Source organism: Bacteroidota bacterium (assembly GCA_037133915.1).
GTDB lineage: Bacteria > Bacteroidota > Bacteroidia > Bacteroidales > CAIWKO01 > JBAXND01.
In genome coordinates this window covers 1-18,653 of the sequence record JBAXND010000064.1, presented here as the reverse complement: position 1 = coordinate 18,653, position 18,653 = coordinate 1, and the positions used below count along the sequence as shown (strand labels likewise).

Annotated in this window: 3 protein-coding genes; all 3 read right to left on the bottom strand. The window is 44.6% G+C overall.

From position 1 onward, the window contains the following. A partial coding sequence (locus WCM76_15215; protein ID MEI6766979.1) for a hypothetical protein occupies positions 1-3,340 on the bottom strand: 3,340 nt, incomplete at its 3' end. Between the two features lie 54 nt (positions 3,341-3,394). Beyond that, entirely contained in the window at positions 3,395-3,775 is a 381-nt protein-coding gene (locus tag WCM76_15210) for a four helix bundle protein (protein ID MEI6766978.1), read from the bottom strand. A 62-nt stretch (positions 3,776-3,837) separates the two neighbouring features. Then, a complete protein-coding gene (locus WCM76_15205; GenBank protein MEI6766977.1) occupies positions 3,838-18,477 on the bottom strand; it encodes a T9SS type A sorting domain-containing protein in 14,640 nt (4,879 codons plus the stop codon). Between the last annotated feature and the right edge of the window lie 176 nt (positions 18,478-18,653).

Genomic DNA, 18,653 nt, shown 5'->3' with positions numbered 1-18,653 from the left:
ATGCACCACCTGTCGCATTATTATCGCGCAGCTGCAGAAAGTCAAGCACCACACATCCGCTGGCTTTCGACAGAGTGCCCTGCTGCCCTGCAGTTGTTGAACGTATATCTATCGGGAAACCTCCCACACCGGTGGCATCTATTTGGCTGAGGATAGTTTCTGTGCGGTTAACTTCAATTTCATAAGTTTTTCCCGGCGAGAATTTAAGTGTATCAAAAGTGAAGTTTCCGCGCAGTCTTCCATTACCTAAAAATGTTGCTTTGCTGAAAGTTGCAATTCCGTACGACGGTGAGTAATATATCTGTGAGGTTCCCGTCGTATTATTGAATTCAGTTTTGTTAAAAGCAAGGTTAACAAGAACGCCATAATTGCTTGAAAGGCTGATGCCTCCTCCTGATCCGGTAAACCGCATTATGGATGAAGTGGCATTAAACGTAAGGTTATCATTACACAGATAGAACGCACTCGATGATGACGAGGTCATGGTGATTACTGATGTGCCAAAGTTGATTATGCGTGCTGCTGTGCTCGGGGGCGATGATGAAAAGCTGTAACAATTAAGATTATTGTTGTTTGTATTCAATGAGCCGGTGTAGAATATAACCGAATAACTTCCTGTGTTCATTGCATCCAGTAGTGACCAGCCCCCGCCATATCCCTGAAAATAGACATCATTGTTAAAGGTTTTTCCGGCTGTGGTTATTGTTTTTCCGGTAGAGGTGGCTTCAAAATATACCCTGCCGCTAAAACTTAAATTCATTGCACTGATGAATTTAAGCGAACCGTAGATGCTTAAAATATTTGTACTGCTTCCTGAAAAGGTGGGTGTATATTGAGCTCCCGTCCAGTCAATATCGCGGCATACTGCGTTGATATTAATCGTGCAGGCCTGCCCTGAACCGGAGAATGAATTATTGTCAAAAAATACATTATCATATGCATTTGGAATACACTGCCCGCCTGAGCCACCGCTGCTTAGCGACCAATGTGCCGTTTGATCCCAGTTGCCGTTACCACCAACCCAAAAATGGTTTCTTGGTGTCGGTGAGTTAATTATCCATCCGGTATTATTGCCCAGATCTGTGGAATTGTTGGCGGTAAATAACGCTCCACCGGTTGCAACCATATCGCGTAAGGAAGTATAACTAATTGTTATACTTCCGGTTGTTTTGCTGATGGTCGATTGTGAGCCGCTTGTTGTAGAACGCATGGTAATAGGGCTGTTACAGGTTCCATTAGCAGATAATAATGTTTGAATCGTCTGGGTTCTGTTTGGTTCAAATTCATAAATCATTCCTGAAGTAAACATCAGAGAATCAAAGGTGAAGTTTCCGCGAAACCGCCCACTACTGCTGAATGTCGCAACGTTAAAAGTTGCAATCCCGTAAGAAGGAGAATAATATATCTGTGAAGTGCCCGTAACATTGGTGAATTCAGCATTATTGAAATTGAGGTTAACTAACACACCGTAATTGCTTGATAGGCTGATGCCACCGCCCGATCCTGTGAAACGCAGCGTTGAAGAAGTCGCGTTCATCGTAAGGTTATCATTGCATAAATAGAATGCGCTTGACGACGATGAAGTCATTGTTACCAAAGAGGTTCCAAATAGCAATACTCTGGGTGCCGTGCTGGGCGGCGATGATGAGAAGCTATAACAGGTTACGGTCCTGCTGTTGGTATTAAGAGTCCCTACATAATAAATTATAGAATAGCTGCCGGTGTTGAAAGCATCCAGCAATGTCCAGCCACCGCCCACACCTTCAAAATACACATCATTTTTGAAAATTTGACTGGCCGATGTAATAGTCTTTCCCGTTGTATTTGCTTCAAAATATACGCGTCCGGAAAAGCTGAGGTTCATAGCGCTGATAAAGGTGAGTGAGCCATAAATATTCAGTACATTCGTACTCGGTCCGGCAAAATTTGGGTTGTAAGTGCCTGCACCCGTCCAGGTCATGTCTTTGCAGGCCGCATTGATATTGACGGTGCATGTTTGCCCGTTTCCGGTGAACGATGCGCCATCGAAAAATACATTATCATTAGCACTTGGAATACATTGTCCACCCGTGCCGCCGCTGGTCAATGACCAGTGGTTGCTGTCATCCCAGTTGCCGGTTCCGCTTCCTGAATAGGGCACCCAGTATAGATTGCGAGGTGTCGGCATGTTGATTGTCCAGCCACTGTTGTTTCCAAGGTCAGTAGAATTATTCGCAATAAATGATGCACCGCCGGTACCAATCATGTCCCGCAAAATTCCATAATCAACGAGTACTGTCCCGCTTGTTTTACTGATAGATGACTGCTGCCCGCCTGTGGTGGAACGCAGTGTAATAGGTGCATTGCATGTTCCGGGTGCTGATAACAACGTTTGAATTGTTTGGGTTCTGTTAGGCTCGAACTCATAGATTTTACCGGCACTGAACATAAGAGAATCGAATGTGAAATTGCCGCGCAATCTGCCACTGCCTACGAAGGTAACAACATTAAAAGTCGCGATTCCGTATGATGGTGAATAATAAATCTGAGATGTTCCTGTTGAATTTGTGAATTCTACATTGTTGAAACTAAGATTCACCAATACTCCGTAATTACTTGAAAGACTTATTCCACCTCCCGATCCGGTAAAAAGCAGGGTGGAAGAGGTTGCATTCAGAGTCAGATTATCATTGCATAAATAAAAAGCACTTGATGATGAAGATGTCATGGTAACTACAGAACTTCCCAGAAGAATGCTTCTTGCGGCAGTACTCGGTGGCGAAGATGAAAAACTATAGCAATTGACACTGTTATTATTGGTGTTGAAGATCCCGGAATAGAAAATAATAGAGTAACTGCCCGTATTCATAGCATCCGCCAGTGTCCAGCCTCCGTTGACTCCTTGAAAGTAGATATCGTTATTGAACACTTTTCCGGCAGAAGTAATTGTGTTTCCGGTACTCGTTGCTTCAAAATAGATTCTGCCGAAAAAACTCAGAGACATCGCCGGAATAAATTTCAGGCTGCCATATATTTTCAAAGTGTTGGTACTCGGACCACTGAGAATGGGACTTGCGGGAGCATTACTCCAGTCCATATCAAGGCAGGTTTCAATGGTCTGGTCAACATTAACGGTTCTATTCGTTGATGTAAATCCGGAGTTTGCATCGAAATAAACATTATCAAACGGGCTGGGTACTACCGCATGAAATGTAGTTCCTCCTGAAGTCGTAGCCCAGTGGTTAAGATGGTCGCTCCAGTTCCCGCCTCCGTTCACCCAATAGTAATTAGTAGCTTTCAGTTGATGTCCGGCGAATGACAATATCGCCATGCTTAGGAGTAATACAATTGATTTTTTCATAGGATTTTGTTAATTATAAACTAAAAACTAAGAACTAAAAATAATTTAAATTCGCTAAAGGAGCGCAACTTTATTTTTTCTCTTTTTACTTTTTAATGTGATTATACTTGAAGCTAAAATTTTTATTATTTCATTACAGTCATTAGATATTGAAGTGTAGATTTTAGCATCTATATACTTTGTGTCCTTTAATAAGAGCAGCCAATAGGCTGTTTCATGTGCTTCTTTCAACGCAATACTCAACTTATGAATGAAGTCTGTATCAGATTCTGCAGATTCCGCCTCTCGTATAAGTGAGCCTATGGAGGTTCCACTTCGTAATGCCTGCTCCGAGAGTACAAATTCTCGATTCTTATCACTCAGGTGTTGATGCATTCTTACCACTCTTAATGCAAAAGCATAAGACTTTGCCTTTAAAACATTTTCCTCTGCCACGGCCGTATTATTTAATTTTTAGTTGTTTAAATTCTTAGTTCTTGGTTTTTAATTTTTAGTTCTTAGTTCTTCACTACCTTAAAATACTCGGTCTTGTCACCTGATAGAAATTCAACATGATACATACCGGGGGTGAGGTATTTGAAATCTAGAATTATATTTTCATCAGGCAGTGCGTTGTATTGTTTTGAATAGACAGTTCTGCCTTCGATATCCCGTATCACAATCTTCACATCCTTTCCCGCATAACCGGCACAATGAATATTCAATTGCTCATCAAACGGGTTCGGGAAAATTTCCACTTTGGCTTCAGCACCTGCACAATTTGTTCCAACCGGACCATATTTATAGCTCAATCCGTTAAAGTCAAATTGCCTAATTCTGATATAATTATCTCCTTTATTGGGCTGATTAATGGTGAAACTGTAATTTCTGAGTTCGCTCGAATTGCCTGCAGCACTTACTTTCCCTTCAGTTTTCCAGGTTGTCATATCGGTACTTGATTCAACAAGGAAGTAGTCGCTGTTGGTCTCCGATGCTGTTTGCCAGTTAAGCTGTACTTTGTTGCCCAAACATACAGCATCGAAGTTCAACATGGTAACGGGCAGTGTATTTGGTCCTGTTGTTGAACCCAACGTTACAGGACTATACGAGGTAAGTCCGATACTCTTTACCCAACCGTTGCTTGCTGTTCCGCCTTTTGAACCGGTTTTTTTCACCCAGTGGTCTGTACCGCCGCAGTCTTCATAATGAGCAAACTCTGTCTGAGCTATAGAGTTTACACCGCTGTGGGCGCCGTCTTTCCAGTAAAGCGTGAGTTGTGGATGGTCATTGTTAGTGGTCACATCCCAATATTCAACCCCGCTGGTGTGGTCAAGTCCTGAGCCCGGACACATATCCCAGGAATAATAACCGTTGGGCGATGGGGCAGAAGTGTAGGTTGCTGCAATAGTTGAAGCCGTTGCCGGTGCATCGATTCCCAGCGGCGCCCAGTAGCAGCTGCCAATCGGGAAAATGAATGCTGTATTCCCAACTTTAATTACTTCACCGTTCACGTAGCTGTCAGCATTTCCGCTGTTGCATTTACCACCTGATGGTACGGTAAACCTCACTGTTGTAGGACTGTAATTCAAAACACCATGAATAAAATTGGCGCTGTCGCTGAAGGTCAGGTTATCGGTAAGGAACAGGTCATCACATCCGGAATGTGTGTTGTTGAATTCAATTTTATTGAAAACGGTTCCGCTTGTTTTAATTGTTTGCTGACCACTGCCGTTGAACGCAACTTTTCCGCTAGCCGGATTGAAGGTCCCGTTATTAGTAAAGTCACCGTTTACGCGAAGTACATCAGTGCCAACCATGGTCAGCGTATTGCCGCTGGCGATTGTAAGGCCATGGAGCTGAATAGGTGCATTCACATCTAATATTGTATTGCCTTTGAAATTAATGGTTCCGTTGTTTGCATTAAAGATGCCACCGGCTTGCATTCCCCAGTTACCATATACATCCAGAGAATTTGATCCCTGCAATATTAGGCTTCCGCCGTTTTCAATGTATAGGCTGTCGCAATACGCCCCCGATGATGTAATTACCGGTTGGTTATACGCACAAGAAGTAAGCTTTACCTTAGTTGCAAGATTAGGGATGGCACCGTTCAAATCCCAGTTGGCAGGGTCGTTCCAGTTTGTCGAATACCCCAGCCACAATGAATTGCTTGTTGCCAGATGCCAACCGGGGCTGTTAGCTATTGAGCTGTGAGCCGGCGGCCCGCAATAATACTGGGCGCCTCCGGTTACATTGATGTCCGTTATATTCATCCAGTCGCCTAAAACGCAGAGACTCGGTTTGTAAATAGTGACTTGCAAACCGGGAGAATTTGTTTTAAGTACCAGAATGTTTCCGCTTCCCCCCGGAAGTGTCCATGTCCCGTTGATTGTGTCTTTTCTTCCGGCCTCAAACGTGTATGTTTTTCCTGCACTGAATACCAGATTCACGAACTTGTTGTTGCCATTAATATTTGCATGAGATGAAAAACTTACATTATTAAATGAGAACCGTCCATAGCTTTGATCGTAGCTAATGCTGGCAGTACCGGAAATATTTGTGAATTCAATATTGTTGAAATCGATTTTTCTGTAAACCCCGGTACAACTTGAACCGGATATCGAAGCCCCGCTATTGGTAAGTTTGATCGTTGATGTTCCACTGTTAAATGTAAACAGTTCGTTGTAGAAGTTCATGCTATAGTAAATATTTACAGTCGATGAACCCAGATTCAGTACGCGTGCGGTTGCCGGACATGGCTGAGAATAAAGGTATCCGCAGTTAATAATCATATTGTTTGAATTCAGTGTTCCGGAGTTAAGCGACAAGGAATAGGAGTTTGATATAGTTAAATTATCCTGAAGTGTCCAGCCACCTCCCGCACCGTTAAAATAAATATCTCGCGAGAAAGTTTTACCTGCCGAGGTAATCGTATTACCCGTATTGCTTGATTTGAAGTACACGTAGCCCGAAAAACTAAAATTCATGGCAGGTATCAAGGTCAGCGATCCATAAATCTCAAGATTATTATTCGCCGGCACGCACTGGAACGTTGGGTTATATTCCGCACCTGTCCAATTCATATTATTACAGGCACCGGTCGGAACGTCCATCGTAACGGTATAGCCGGCTGAATTATCTGAATTGGCATCGAAGAAAACATTGTTGCCCGATCCCGGTATACAACCACTTGAAAAAGCAGAGTTGCCACTCACGGTGCTCCAATGCGTTGGATCGCTCCATGACCCGTTTCCTCCAATCCAGAAGAAATCTGCATTTGTACCGGACGATGATGTAATATTCCATCCGGATACATTAGAAAGGGCAATAGAACTATTTGCATTGAAGGTTGCCGTTCCGGCTGTTTTAGAATCCTGGAGTGATACATAATTTACATCAATGGTGCCCCCATTTTTCGTGAGGGTAAACTGAGTGCCGGGTGAATTGGATTTAATGACGATATTATTACCGCAGGTTCCGTTTGCCGTCAGTATGCCCGTAATGGTGTCTTTTCTGGAGGCTTCAAACGTATAGGTTTTCCCGGATGCTAAGTTGAGATTTACAAATTTGTTATTACCGTTAATGTTTGCGTGGGAGGGGAATGTCACATTATTAAATGAAAAGCGCCCGTAGCTTTGATCATAGCTTATGCTGGCCGTACCCGCAATACTCGTGAATTCAACATTGTTGAAATCAATCTTTCTGTAAACCCCGGTGCAACTGGATCCCGAAAGTGAAGCCCCGCTATTCGTAAGTTTAATCGTTGATGTTCCGCTGTTAAATGTAAACAGTTCATTATAGAAGTTCATGCTATAGTAAATACTTACAGTCGATGAACCCAGATTCAGTGTGCGGGCCGTTGCCGGACATGGCTGAGAATACAGATACCCGCAGTTAATCGTCATAGTGTTTGAATTCAGTGTTCCCGCGTTTAGTGACAAGGAATAGGAGTTTGAAATAGTTAAGTTATCCTGAAGGGTCCATCCGCCTCCCGCACCATTCAAATAAACATCTCTTGAGAATGATTTCCCTGCTGAAGTAATGGTATTCCCGGTATTGCTTGATTTGAAATACACATAGCCCGAAAAACTAAAATTCATGGCTGGTATCAAGGTCAGCGATCCGTAAATCTCAAGATTATTATTAGCAGGTACACACTGGAACGTTGGGTTAAATTCCGCCCCTGTCCAATCCATATTTTTACAGGCCGCAGTGCTTACGTCCATAGTAACGGTATAACCGGCAGATAAATCTGAACTTGCATCAAAGAACACATTGTTAGTCGATCCTGGAATACATCCTGCCGGGTTTGCTGTCCTTGGTGGAACTGCGTCAAGCGACCAGTGTGAAGCATCACTCCAGTTTCCGCTCCCTCCAAACCAATAATAATCCGCGTTGGTTCCCGGTGGCAGAGTTATATTCCACCCGCTGACATTAGAAATAACAGTGGAGCTATTAGCATTAAAGGTTGCCGTTCCGGCTGTTTTAGAATCCTGGAGTGATACATAATTTACATCAATTGTTCCGCCATCTTTGGTAAGGGTAAACTGAGTGCCTGTTGAATTGGATTTGATGACGATGTTATTGCCGCACCCTCCGTTTGCCGTCAATATACCCGTGATGGTGTCTTTTCTGGAGGCTTCAAACGTATAGGTTTTCCCCGATGCTAAATTTAAGTTTGTAAATTTATTATTACCATTAATGTTCGCATGGGAAGTGAAGGTCATATTATTAAATAGAAATCGCCCGTAGCTTTGATCATAACTTATACTGGCCGTACCCGCACTATTCGTGAATTCAACATTATTGAAATCAAACTTTCTGTAAACCCCGGTACAACTGGAGCCGGATAACGAAGCCCCGCTATTGGTAAGTTTAATCGTTGAAGTTCCGCTGTTAAATGTAAACAGTTCGTTGTAGAAGTTCATGCTATAGTAAATATTTACAGTCGATGAACCCAGTGTGAGCGTGCGTGCGGTCGCCGGACATGGCTGAGAATACAGGTATCCGCAGTTAATGGTCATATTGTTTGAATTCAGTGTTCCCGCGTTTAGTGACAAGGAATAGGAGTTTGAAATAGTTAAGTTATCCTGAAGTGTCCAGCCACCTCCCGCACCGTTAAAATATACATCTCTCGAGAACGATTTCCCTGCAGAAGTAATTGTATTCCCGGTACTTGTTGATTTAAAGTACACGTATCCCGAAAAACTAAAATTCATGGCCGGTATCAGCGTAAGCGATCCATAAATTTCCAGATTATTATTTGCCGGCACACACTGTAAGGTTGGATTGAACTTAGCGCCGGTCCAATCCATGCTCTTGCATGCCGCATTGTTATCCATGGTCACAGTCTGACCGGCACCGGTAAATGAATTAATATCAAACCTTACATCATTCCCGGCCACAGGTACCATATTGTAAGGTGTGCCGCCGCTGCTGAGTGCCCAGTGCAGGTGCGTCGGATCTGTCCAGCTTCCGGTACCGTTTACCCAGTAATAGGTGTACTGTCCGGTTGGGTGCATCCTTAAAATATTTGAAACAGAGGTGGTACCCGCATTATAAGTCACACAACTTCCTAAATTGGACACGATATCGCACGTTACCTTATCTCCGTCATTGAAGTAAATCCAAACAAAGGTTGGCTGATTGCTACCTTGGTTTGCTCCGTTTATTTTCCACTGGTACGATGGGTTGGTGCCGCCATTGGTGGGAGTGGCGGTAAATGTCACAATTGTACCCGCAACTATATTTGTATCAGGGCTTACTGCAATATTTACACTTACCGGGATGCTTGGCGAAACACTCATTGTTATGGTATTGGAGGTGACAGGATTTAAGGCAAGACATCCGCCAAGACTCGAGTTAATTTCACAATTGATATAATCCCCATCATTCCAGGTTCCGGCAAATGTGTATGTTGAATTGCTCGTTCCAACATTTACCCCGTTCTTTTTCCACTGATAGGCAACACCCGTTCCGCCATTTGTTACCGCTGCGGTAAAGGTTACGCTGCTTGTCGGGCAAATAACGGTGTTGAGCGTAGAAGTTATAACAGCACCAACAGTTAATGAAAGGGAAACATTCATGGTAATGCTGTTCGAAGTGTATGGATTGGTAGTCGCGCACGGATTACTCGATGTTAGTGTCGCAGTTACAATATCACCATTCGCCCACGGGCCGGCATACACGAATGTAGATGTACTGCCTGCCTGAGCAACTCCGTTGATCTTCCACAAGTAGGTCGGGCTGGTTCCGCCGTTTACCGGCGTTGCTAAAAATGTTACACTTGTGTTGCTGCAAATCGCGCCCGGTTCACTCGAAGTGATGGTAACGCTTGCCGGTAAAACTCCTCCCGGTGGCGAATATTGGTTCCAGTTGGTAGTATTACTATAAACTGAGTTTGAGCCACCAAATAAATTGGTCCCTGAGGCAATATTATAACTTAGATTTATGTAATCAAGTATCATACAGCCATTTGCCTTGTCAAAGGTTGCCTGCTGTGAGCCGTTTATTGATGTAATTGTAATCCTGTTTGCGATGCTGACGCCGTTAGCACTCAGAATACCCGGGAAAAACTGTGCTTTGAGCTGCTCAAATTTGTAAGTCTTGGCAGGAGTCATCGTCATTGTGCCGTTATAAGTATTGTTTCCATAGATATAACCGCCTCCCGCAAAGGTCACATTGTTGAAAATGCCTTTATACGTGGCATTCACATTCTCAATGTATCCGTTGCTGCCGGCATTGGTATATTCAACATTGTAGAAAGTGACGTCTGCCGCGGCATTCTTGAAATACAATCCGCAGGTTCCGCTGTAGCTGAAACTTATTTTTGAAGTTCCTGCGTTAAAAGCAAGGTTGGTGCAGTCCAGATAAAATCCCTGATTGCTGCTGTAATTTACATAAACAGTTGAGCCTCCAAGTGTGAGCGAGCGGGTATTGGTGGTGTTCGAATAGAAACGGTTGCAGGTTACTGTTTTGCCATTGGTGTTCAGGCTGCCGTAATTCAGATAAACGTCGTAACTGCCTGTATATAATTTGTCTGCAAGCGTCCAGCCACCACCGTTACCGGTGAAGAAAACGGTATAAACAAAGTTGTTGTTCTTGCAGTCAATGGTATTGCCTGTTGCTGTCGATTCAAAATACACCGGTGCACTGTAGCTCCAGCTCATCGAGGCATTCATCGTCAGCGAACCATAAATGTGCAGGTTGTTTGATGTGCTTCCTGCCTGGAAAATGGGAGTGAAGGCAGCACCGGTCCAGTCCATATTCTTGCATCGTGCATCCGGAATATCAACAGTAACAGTACGCAAGGTCGCAGTGAAGTGTGATCCGGCATCAAAATATACATTGTCCGTTGGGCCGGGCACACAGGCACCACCGGCACCACCGCTAACGTACGACCAGTTGTTCACATTGTACCAGTTGCCCTGTCCTCCAACCCAGTATAGATTCTGATTTACATTGGTAGGTGCCGGGAAGGTCCAGCCGCCGGTATTTCCGCTATTTGCAGAATTATTCGCAGTAAAGTTTGTAGCAGGAACTATAATATCCTTTATATCAAAACTTTGCACTGTCATTCCACCTGCCTTTACAAAGGTGGCTGTACTAGGTGTTGATGTAGAGCGTATCACGGTGTAATAATTACATAAACCATTAGATACCAGTGTTCCCGATGCGCCGAAAGTTTGGGTTTTATTGTATTCAAATTGCGCTGTTTTTCCTGCCGGCAAGGATAAATTCCCGTTCCAGGTGTTATTTCCTTTTATAAACGAAATATTGGGAATGGTTACATTGTTGAAGGTACACTGATTCGTCGGGTCAACATTTTCTATGTAAGCGTTGCTTGCGGCATTCGTGAAAATAATATCATTAAATACCGGCGAGCCGTTTGTACTGTACAACCCACAGTTACCACCATTGGTAAATCGTATTGTTGAACTGGCTCCGCTGAAAGTCAGGTTGGTACAGTTCATCTTCAATCCCTGCGTGCCCATGTTATTAATTGTGAGAGTACTTGTTCCAAGTATCAGGCTTCTGACATTAGCAGTTGAAAGGCAATCAAAAATATTGCAGTCAACATTCTTGTTATTAGTGGTTAAGCTGCCATATTGAAGATAGATACTGTACCATGTCATCGACAGATCGTCCTGCAGTGTCCATCCACCACCGGCCGCCGCGCCGAAATACAGATTTCCTTTGAACGGAGTTCCTGCCGTGGTGATGGTTTTACCTGTCGTAGTTGCTTCAAAGTAAATGCTGCCGCCGAAGTTATTGGTCATGGCTGAGCAAAGTTTCAGAGAACCTTTAATATGAAGTTTATTGGTTCCTGCAGTTGTCGCAAGCACCGGGCTGTTTGATGCATTCGTCCAGTCCATATCGGTACAATAAGCATCGGCAACATTAATAGTCATGCTTTGGCTTGTGCCGTTAAAACTAGCTGCATCAAAAACAACGCTTGCCCAGTTTGTAGAGTTCGGATAAGTGTTGCCCGGATTCGGTCCTCCGCCGGAGCAAAGCGACCAGTTCAACGGGTTATTCCAGTTGCCGTTGTTGCCGATCCAGTAAAAAGTATTGGCTGCCGGTGAGAAGTTCCATCCGCTGACCGTGCCCGATGTCAGTGAGTTAGTTGCAGTAAATGTTGCCCCACCACCGGCGGTGTTGTCCTGCAAACTCACGTAATCAACTGTGATACTGCCATATACCTTGCTCAACAGTGCTGCTGAGCCGCCGGTTGACGGAATTATCGAAATCAGGTTGGTACATGTACCGTTTGCTGCAATAGTTCCGCTTGCCCCGAAGGTCTGGGTTTTAGCCGATGGCAGGGTATAGCTCTTGCCTGCTGTCAGACTTAGTGTACCATCAAACTGATTGTTACCGTTAATTACACCGCTTCCTGCAAAACTCACATTGGTGAAGGTTCCTTTGTTGGTAACATGCTGATTATTAATGGTTCCTGTGGAAGTATTGCTCGTCCATTCAATATTTCCGAAAGTGAGTGTTGAGGTAAATGCAAGTGATGAACTGCCTGAATTGCTGAATCTTATGGTTGATGTTCCTGAATTCAGCGTTAGCCCGGTAGCATTAATATTGAAAGCTGTTGCCCCTGCACCCGTCACGGTCATAACAGAACTGCCCAATGTGAGTGTTCTGGTATTGGTTACATTTTCATTGAAAGCTGTGCAGCTTACGTTCTTACCGTTCGTAATCAGCGTACCATATGCATGGTTTAACTGGGTGCTGCAGCTCAAGTCGTCCTGCAATGTCCATTCGCCACCGGCTGCTGAGCCAAAAGTAATGGCGCCGGAATAGGTTTGTCCTGCTGAAGTGATTGTTTTTCCTGTAGTTACAGCTTCAAACACTATGCTTCCGCCGAATCCGTTGACCATTCCGACAGAAAATGTCAGAGAGCCTTTGATATGCAGGTTGTTAGAAGTGGACGTTTCGTCCAGCGCAGGATTGTTTGAAACATTTGTCCAGTCCATACCCGTGCAATAGGCATCGGCAACATCAATCATAACGTTCTGACTTCCTGTTGTAAAACTCGCTGCATCAAATATTACATTTGCCGGATTTCCGGATGTGGGAATACAACCGCCCGGATTCGGAACCCCGCCGCTACTCAGCGACCAGTGCAGCGGATCGCTCCAGTTGCCACCGTCACCTATCCAGTAAAGTGTTGCCGGTAAGCCTGTTGTTATCCAGTTGGCTGTATTGTTGGTATTAGACGAGTTTGCCGTAAACGTTACACCTCCCGGTGCTGCAGTGTTATTCTGCAGATTGACAAAATTTACGCTTATACCGCTGCCGGTGGGTTTACTGAATACTGCCGGAGTTCCTGTTGATGACAAAATGTTAATCAGGTTCGTACAGTTTCCTGTTGCCAGCAAATCGCCCGTTGCGCCAAAGGTCTGTGTCTTTGATTGTTCAAAGGTATAGGCCTTGCCCACACTCATGCTGAGGTTACCGTTAAAGGTGTTGTTGCCGTTTATCGCGCCATTCCCGGCAAAGGTCACATTCGTGAAGGCACATTGGATTGTTGCATGCTGGTTGTTGATAGTTCCAGTTGATGAAGTATTTGCCCATTGTAAATTGTTGAATGTCAGTGTGGATAATTGGCTGGCAATGGCCAGACTCGAACTCCCTGAATTTGAAAATATTATGTTTGAAGTACCGGCATCGAGTGTTAAACCGCTTGCATTGATATTGAAAGCCGTTGTTCCTGAGCCGTTTATTGTGATGGTCGAACTTCCGAGTGTCAGATTCCTGGTGTTGGTGTAATTCTCATCAAACATGCTGCAATTCAGACTCTTGCCGTTTGTATTGAATGAGCCGTAACGGTGATGAATAAGATTACTGCTCATCGTCAGGTCGTTCTGCAAGGTCCATCCACCGCCCGCAGCGTTGCCCAGGTAAAGGTCGCCAATAAACGCAACCCCGGCAGGATCTATCGTTTTACCGGTAGCTGTCGCATCAAAATAAATGGCTCCGTTAAAGCTGTTTGTCATCACGCCAAGCGCCAGTGAACCGCTGATATGCAAATTGTTAGTAGAAAGGGTAGTCCTGAAATCCGGTGTATAGGTTACCGCGCTCCAGTCCATATTATTACAATACGCATCAGCAACATTAATCCTTACATATTGCCCGCTTCCGCTGAAGCTTGCCGCATCAAAAATGGCACTTGCATTATTCGAGAATGTGGGGTATAAGTTACTGGGATTAGATACAATACCTGAGCAAATGCTCCAGTGCGCAGGGTCGTTCCAGTCGCCTGATCCGCCAACCCAGTAAAGCGTATTTACTTGTGGTGTGAATGTCCAGCCGGTTACTGTTCCGGAAGTAATTGAATTACTGGCAGTAAAGGTAACGCCACCTGTTCCGTTTGCTGTATTGTCTTGCAGCAACAGGAACTGTCCGCTGATGCTTCCGCCCGATGATTTGGCCATTATAGCTGCACTTCCCGGTGTGCTTGGAAGTATGCTGATAATGTTCGTGCAACTGCCGTTTGCAACTAGATTGCCACTACTTCCAAAAGTTTGTGTCCTAGTTGATTGAAGGGTGTAACTTTTACCTGCACTTAAAGTGAGATTCCCGCTTATAGTATTGTTCCCGTTTATGGCGCCTGAACCTGTAAAACTGACATTGTTGAATGTTCCTGAGTTGGTAGCATGCTGATTATTGATACTGCCTGTAGATGAGGAGCTTGTCCACAATACGTTGTTAAAGGCGATTGTTATGTGATTTGTAAAGGAAAGTGAAGAACTGCCGGTATTTGTAAACTGAATTGTCGATGTCCCGGAATTCAGAGTCAGTCCATTGGCATTAATATTAAATGCAGAGGCACCGCTTCCACTTAAAGTTATAATTGAACTGCTCAAGTTTAAAGTTCTGGGATTCGCATAGTTTTCATTGAATGAAGAGGCGCTGATATTGCCTCCGTTCGTGTTCAGAATACCATACTGATGGTTAATCTGAGCAGTAGAAATAAGGCTATCCTGCAAGGTCCATTCTCCTCCGGCGGCCGTACCGAAAGTAATCGTATTTGAAAATACTTTTCCGGCAGTGGCAATGGTCTTGCCAACGGCAGTAGCTTCAAAAAGTACCGGTCCGGTAAAGTTGTGTGTCATCGGAGCGTTGAAACTCATTGAGCCTTTGATATGCAGGTTATTAGATGAAGATGACGTACCGAGTTTTGGCGGATTTGTGGTCGCGGTCCATGTCATATCTGCGCAGTAAGCGTCTGCAACATTGATGTTTACTGTTTGAGCGGGCAGCATGAAACTGTTATCGTCAAATACTACATTTACTAGATTGGTTGAAGTAGGCACGCAACCACCTGCGGTCGGGCTTCCGCCCGAGGTGAACGACCAATGTGCCGGATCATTCCAGTCACCACCGTCAACTATCCAGTAAAGTGTTGATGGAACAGCATTTATACTCCATCCGATTTGTGTTCCGGTGCCCGGACTTGAGAAATTGGCAATGAATGGTGTACCGCCTGTTGCTGTATTATCGCTGATGGTTACCCAGTCAACACTCATCGCGCTTGCTTTATTGAAAATGGCCGGTGAGAGCGGTGTTGATGCAACAATGAGCGCCGGAGTTCCGCATGCGCCTGTAGAAACTATGGTTCCTGATGCACCAAATGTTTGTGTTTTAGCACTCTGGAAAGTAGCCGTTTTGTTTCCGGCAATAGTCAGATTTCCATTGAAGATGTTGTTACCCTTGATGTTAGAACTTCCCGCGAAGGTGACATTATTGAAAGTGCCCTGATTGGTGGCATGCATATTCTCAATATAACCGGTGGCATTGCTTCCGGTGAATTCAATGTTGTTGAATACCGGCGTGCCGTTTGTAAAATACATGCCGCAACTTCCTGAATTAGCTGTAAATCTGATATTAGAAGTCCCTGAGTTCAACGTAAGTCCGGTACAGTTAACAATCATTCCCTGCAGGCCTGTATAATTAATCACTACGAGTGAACTGCCAAGGTCAAGTGTGCGGGTGTTGGCATTGCTTTCATTAAACACATTGCAGCTCACCTTTTTACCATTCGTATAAAGTGTGCCGTACTGATGATATAACGTTTTGGTTTTCAGACTCAGTGAATCCTGTAAGGTCCATTCGCCACCGGCGGTCGTTCCAAAATACACATCTCCTGCAAAGGCAATACTTGCCGCGTCAATCGTTTTACCTGCTGTGGTCGCTTCAAAGTAAACCGCTCCGGTAAAGTTATTGGTCATTGTATTGTTCAGCGTAAGGGAACCGCCAACATGTAATTTATTTGAAGATGAGGTAGTTGCAAAAACCGGACTGGCTGGTGCACCGCTCCAGTTCATGCTCTTACAGTAAGCATCTGATACATTTACGGTTACCGTATTATTTCCGCCTGTAAATCCTGAGTTCGCATCAAAATACACATCAAATGCCGCTGTCGGCAGGCAGTTGCCGGGGTTGCTGTAACTTCCGCTTATCACCGACCAGTGTGCCGGATTGTTCCAGTTACCTGTACCACCATACCAGTAAAGTGCAGTTGGTAAGGGCGTTACATTCCATCCACTGATTGTGCCTGACTGATTTGCAGTGGCATTAAAGGTGGCACCACCGCTGGCGTCATTGTTTGCCAGATTTGCATAGGATATGCTGACTGTTCCTGAGACCTTGCTGAATTTTGCCTGCGTTCCACCTGATGCATTGATGGTGAGGTAGTTTGAACAGGTGCCATCGGCCGATAATGTCCCGCCCGTGCCAATGGTTTGTGTTTTAGTACTTTGTAATGTGTACGTTTTTCCCGGTACAAATGACAGTGTGTCATTATAGGTATTATCACCATTCAATGTGCCGTTTCCTGTAAAGTTTACATTATTGAAAATGAACTGGCTGGCAGTAGCGTTATTGATTGTGCCGGTTTCGGCTGCTCCGGTAAATTCCACATTGTAGAAGTTAACATTCGAAGGTGCTGAAGCTGATGATATTCCGGCTGTTCCGCCCGAATTATCATTAAATCGTATCGTTGACGTGCCCGGATTGAATGTCATATTCGTAAAATTGACATTGAAGGTTTTTGCACCAGTGACTGTGAAAACTGAAGAACCAAGATCCAGAATACGTGCATTGGAAAGTGAGGAATTGAAGCTATATGCTGTAACAGCCTGATTATTTGTTATTAATGAGCCATTGTAAAGATAAAGTGTTGAATCACCTGCCAGGGCGTCCTGAAGTGTCCATTCACCGCCTATACCATTGAAATACAAATAGTTCCTGAATTGTTTACCTGCGGAAGTAATGGTATTTCCTGTAGCGGTTGATTTAAAATACACCTTGCCGTTGAAACTCCAGTTCATGGCTGAGACAAGATTCATAGAACCATAAACTTCAAGAATATTTGATGTTGGACCCGTAACAGACGGATTGTTGGTTGCACCAGTCCAGTCCATGCTTGCGCAGGTAGCCGTTGAAGCGTCTATATTCACTGTTTTCTTGCTGGCAGAGAATGAGTTGGCATCGAAGCGTACCGGGTTGGTGGAGGTGGGTACGGAGCCAACCGCGGTTCCGTTGCTGCTCAGCGACCAGTTATTGCCATCGCTCCAGTTGGTTGTACTTCCCTGAGCACCAATCCAGTAGTAGGTAAAGGTCCCGCTCACTGTCATCGTCAATGTATTTGATGTGGCGGGATTGTTTGTAACGCAACTTCCTGTAAGATTGGACGTTAATTTGCATGTTATATAATCCCCGTTCAACGGGATATACGAATAGGTCGGGGCATTTGAACCAACAACTACATTGTTCACTTTCCATTGATAAACCGGGCTGCTTCCTTCATTCGTGGGGGTTGCTGTGAAGAGCACGACTGTTCCTGCACCAACCGTGGTACCGGGGTTTGCTGCAATGCTAACTGCAACACCCAGACCACCTGAAACGCTCATAGTAATAACATTGGAGGTCGCAGGATTGCCTGTCACGCAACTGCCAAGGCATGAACTAAATATGCACTTTATCTGGTCGCCGTCTGTCCAGTTATCATAAGAGAATGTTGAGGCACTTGTTCCAACGTTGATGTTGTTTATCTGCCACTGGTAGGTCGGTGTACTTCCGCCATTAGCACCTGTTGCCGTGAATAGTACGCTTTGATTCGGGCAAATGGTGGTTGAGTAATTTGATGTAATACTTACACTTACAGGCGGATTACCGACTATGGCCGAAACATTAATTGTGTTTGATGAAGCAGGGCTGCTGGTAACGCACTGATCGCTTGAAGTCATGATGCAGCTGATATTGTCGTTATTGGTTGCGGCACATACAAACATTGTGCTGTTAGTACCTGTACTTGAGCCGTTTCGTTTCCACTGATAGGTAGGCGAGGAGCCACCGTTTGCCGGGCTTGCCGTATAAGTAATAAAAGTGCCCGGGCAAAGGGTGCCGTTAGGATTGGCGGCTATACTTACGCCCGCAACACCTGTACCACCGGGTTGTGTTCCCCATGTCCAGTTTGTATTGCTGCCGCTGTTTGTGCTGTTTGCGGCATACCAGCTTGCGCCGCCTGTTGCTGTGCAATACTGAAGATCTACGTAATTACATATCACACATGCTGAAGACTTTGAAAGGGTGTAGACGCTGGCTGCAGAAGAACGGAAATATATTAGGTTTCCACTGTTACCCACAGCACTCAGAGTTCCATTTATCGTCTGTGTCTTACCTGCTTCAAACGTATATGTTCTGCCGGGGCTTAGTGTGATGTTATTGACAACATTAGCTCCATTTATATTTCCTGATCCCGCAAAGGAGACATTATGATACGTGAATGTTCGGCCGGATACATTATTGAAATTTCCGGTAT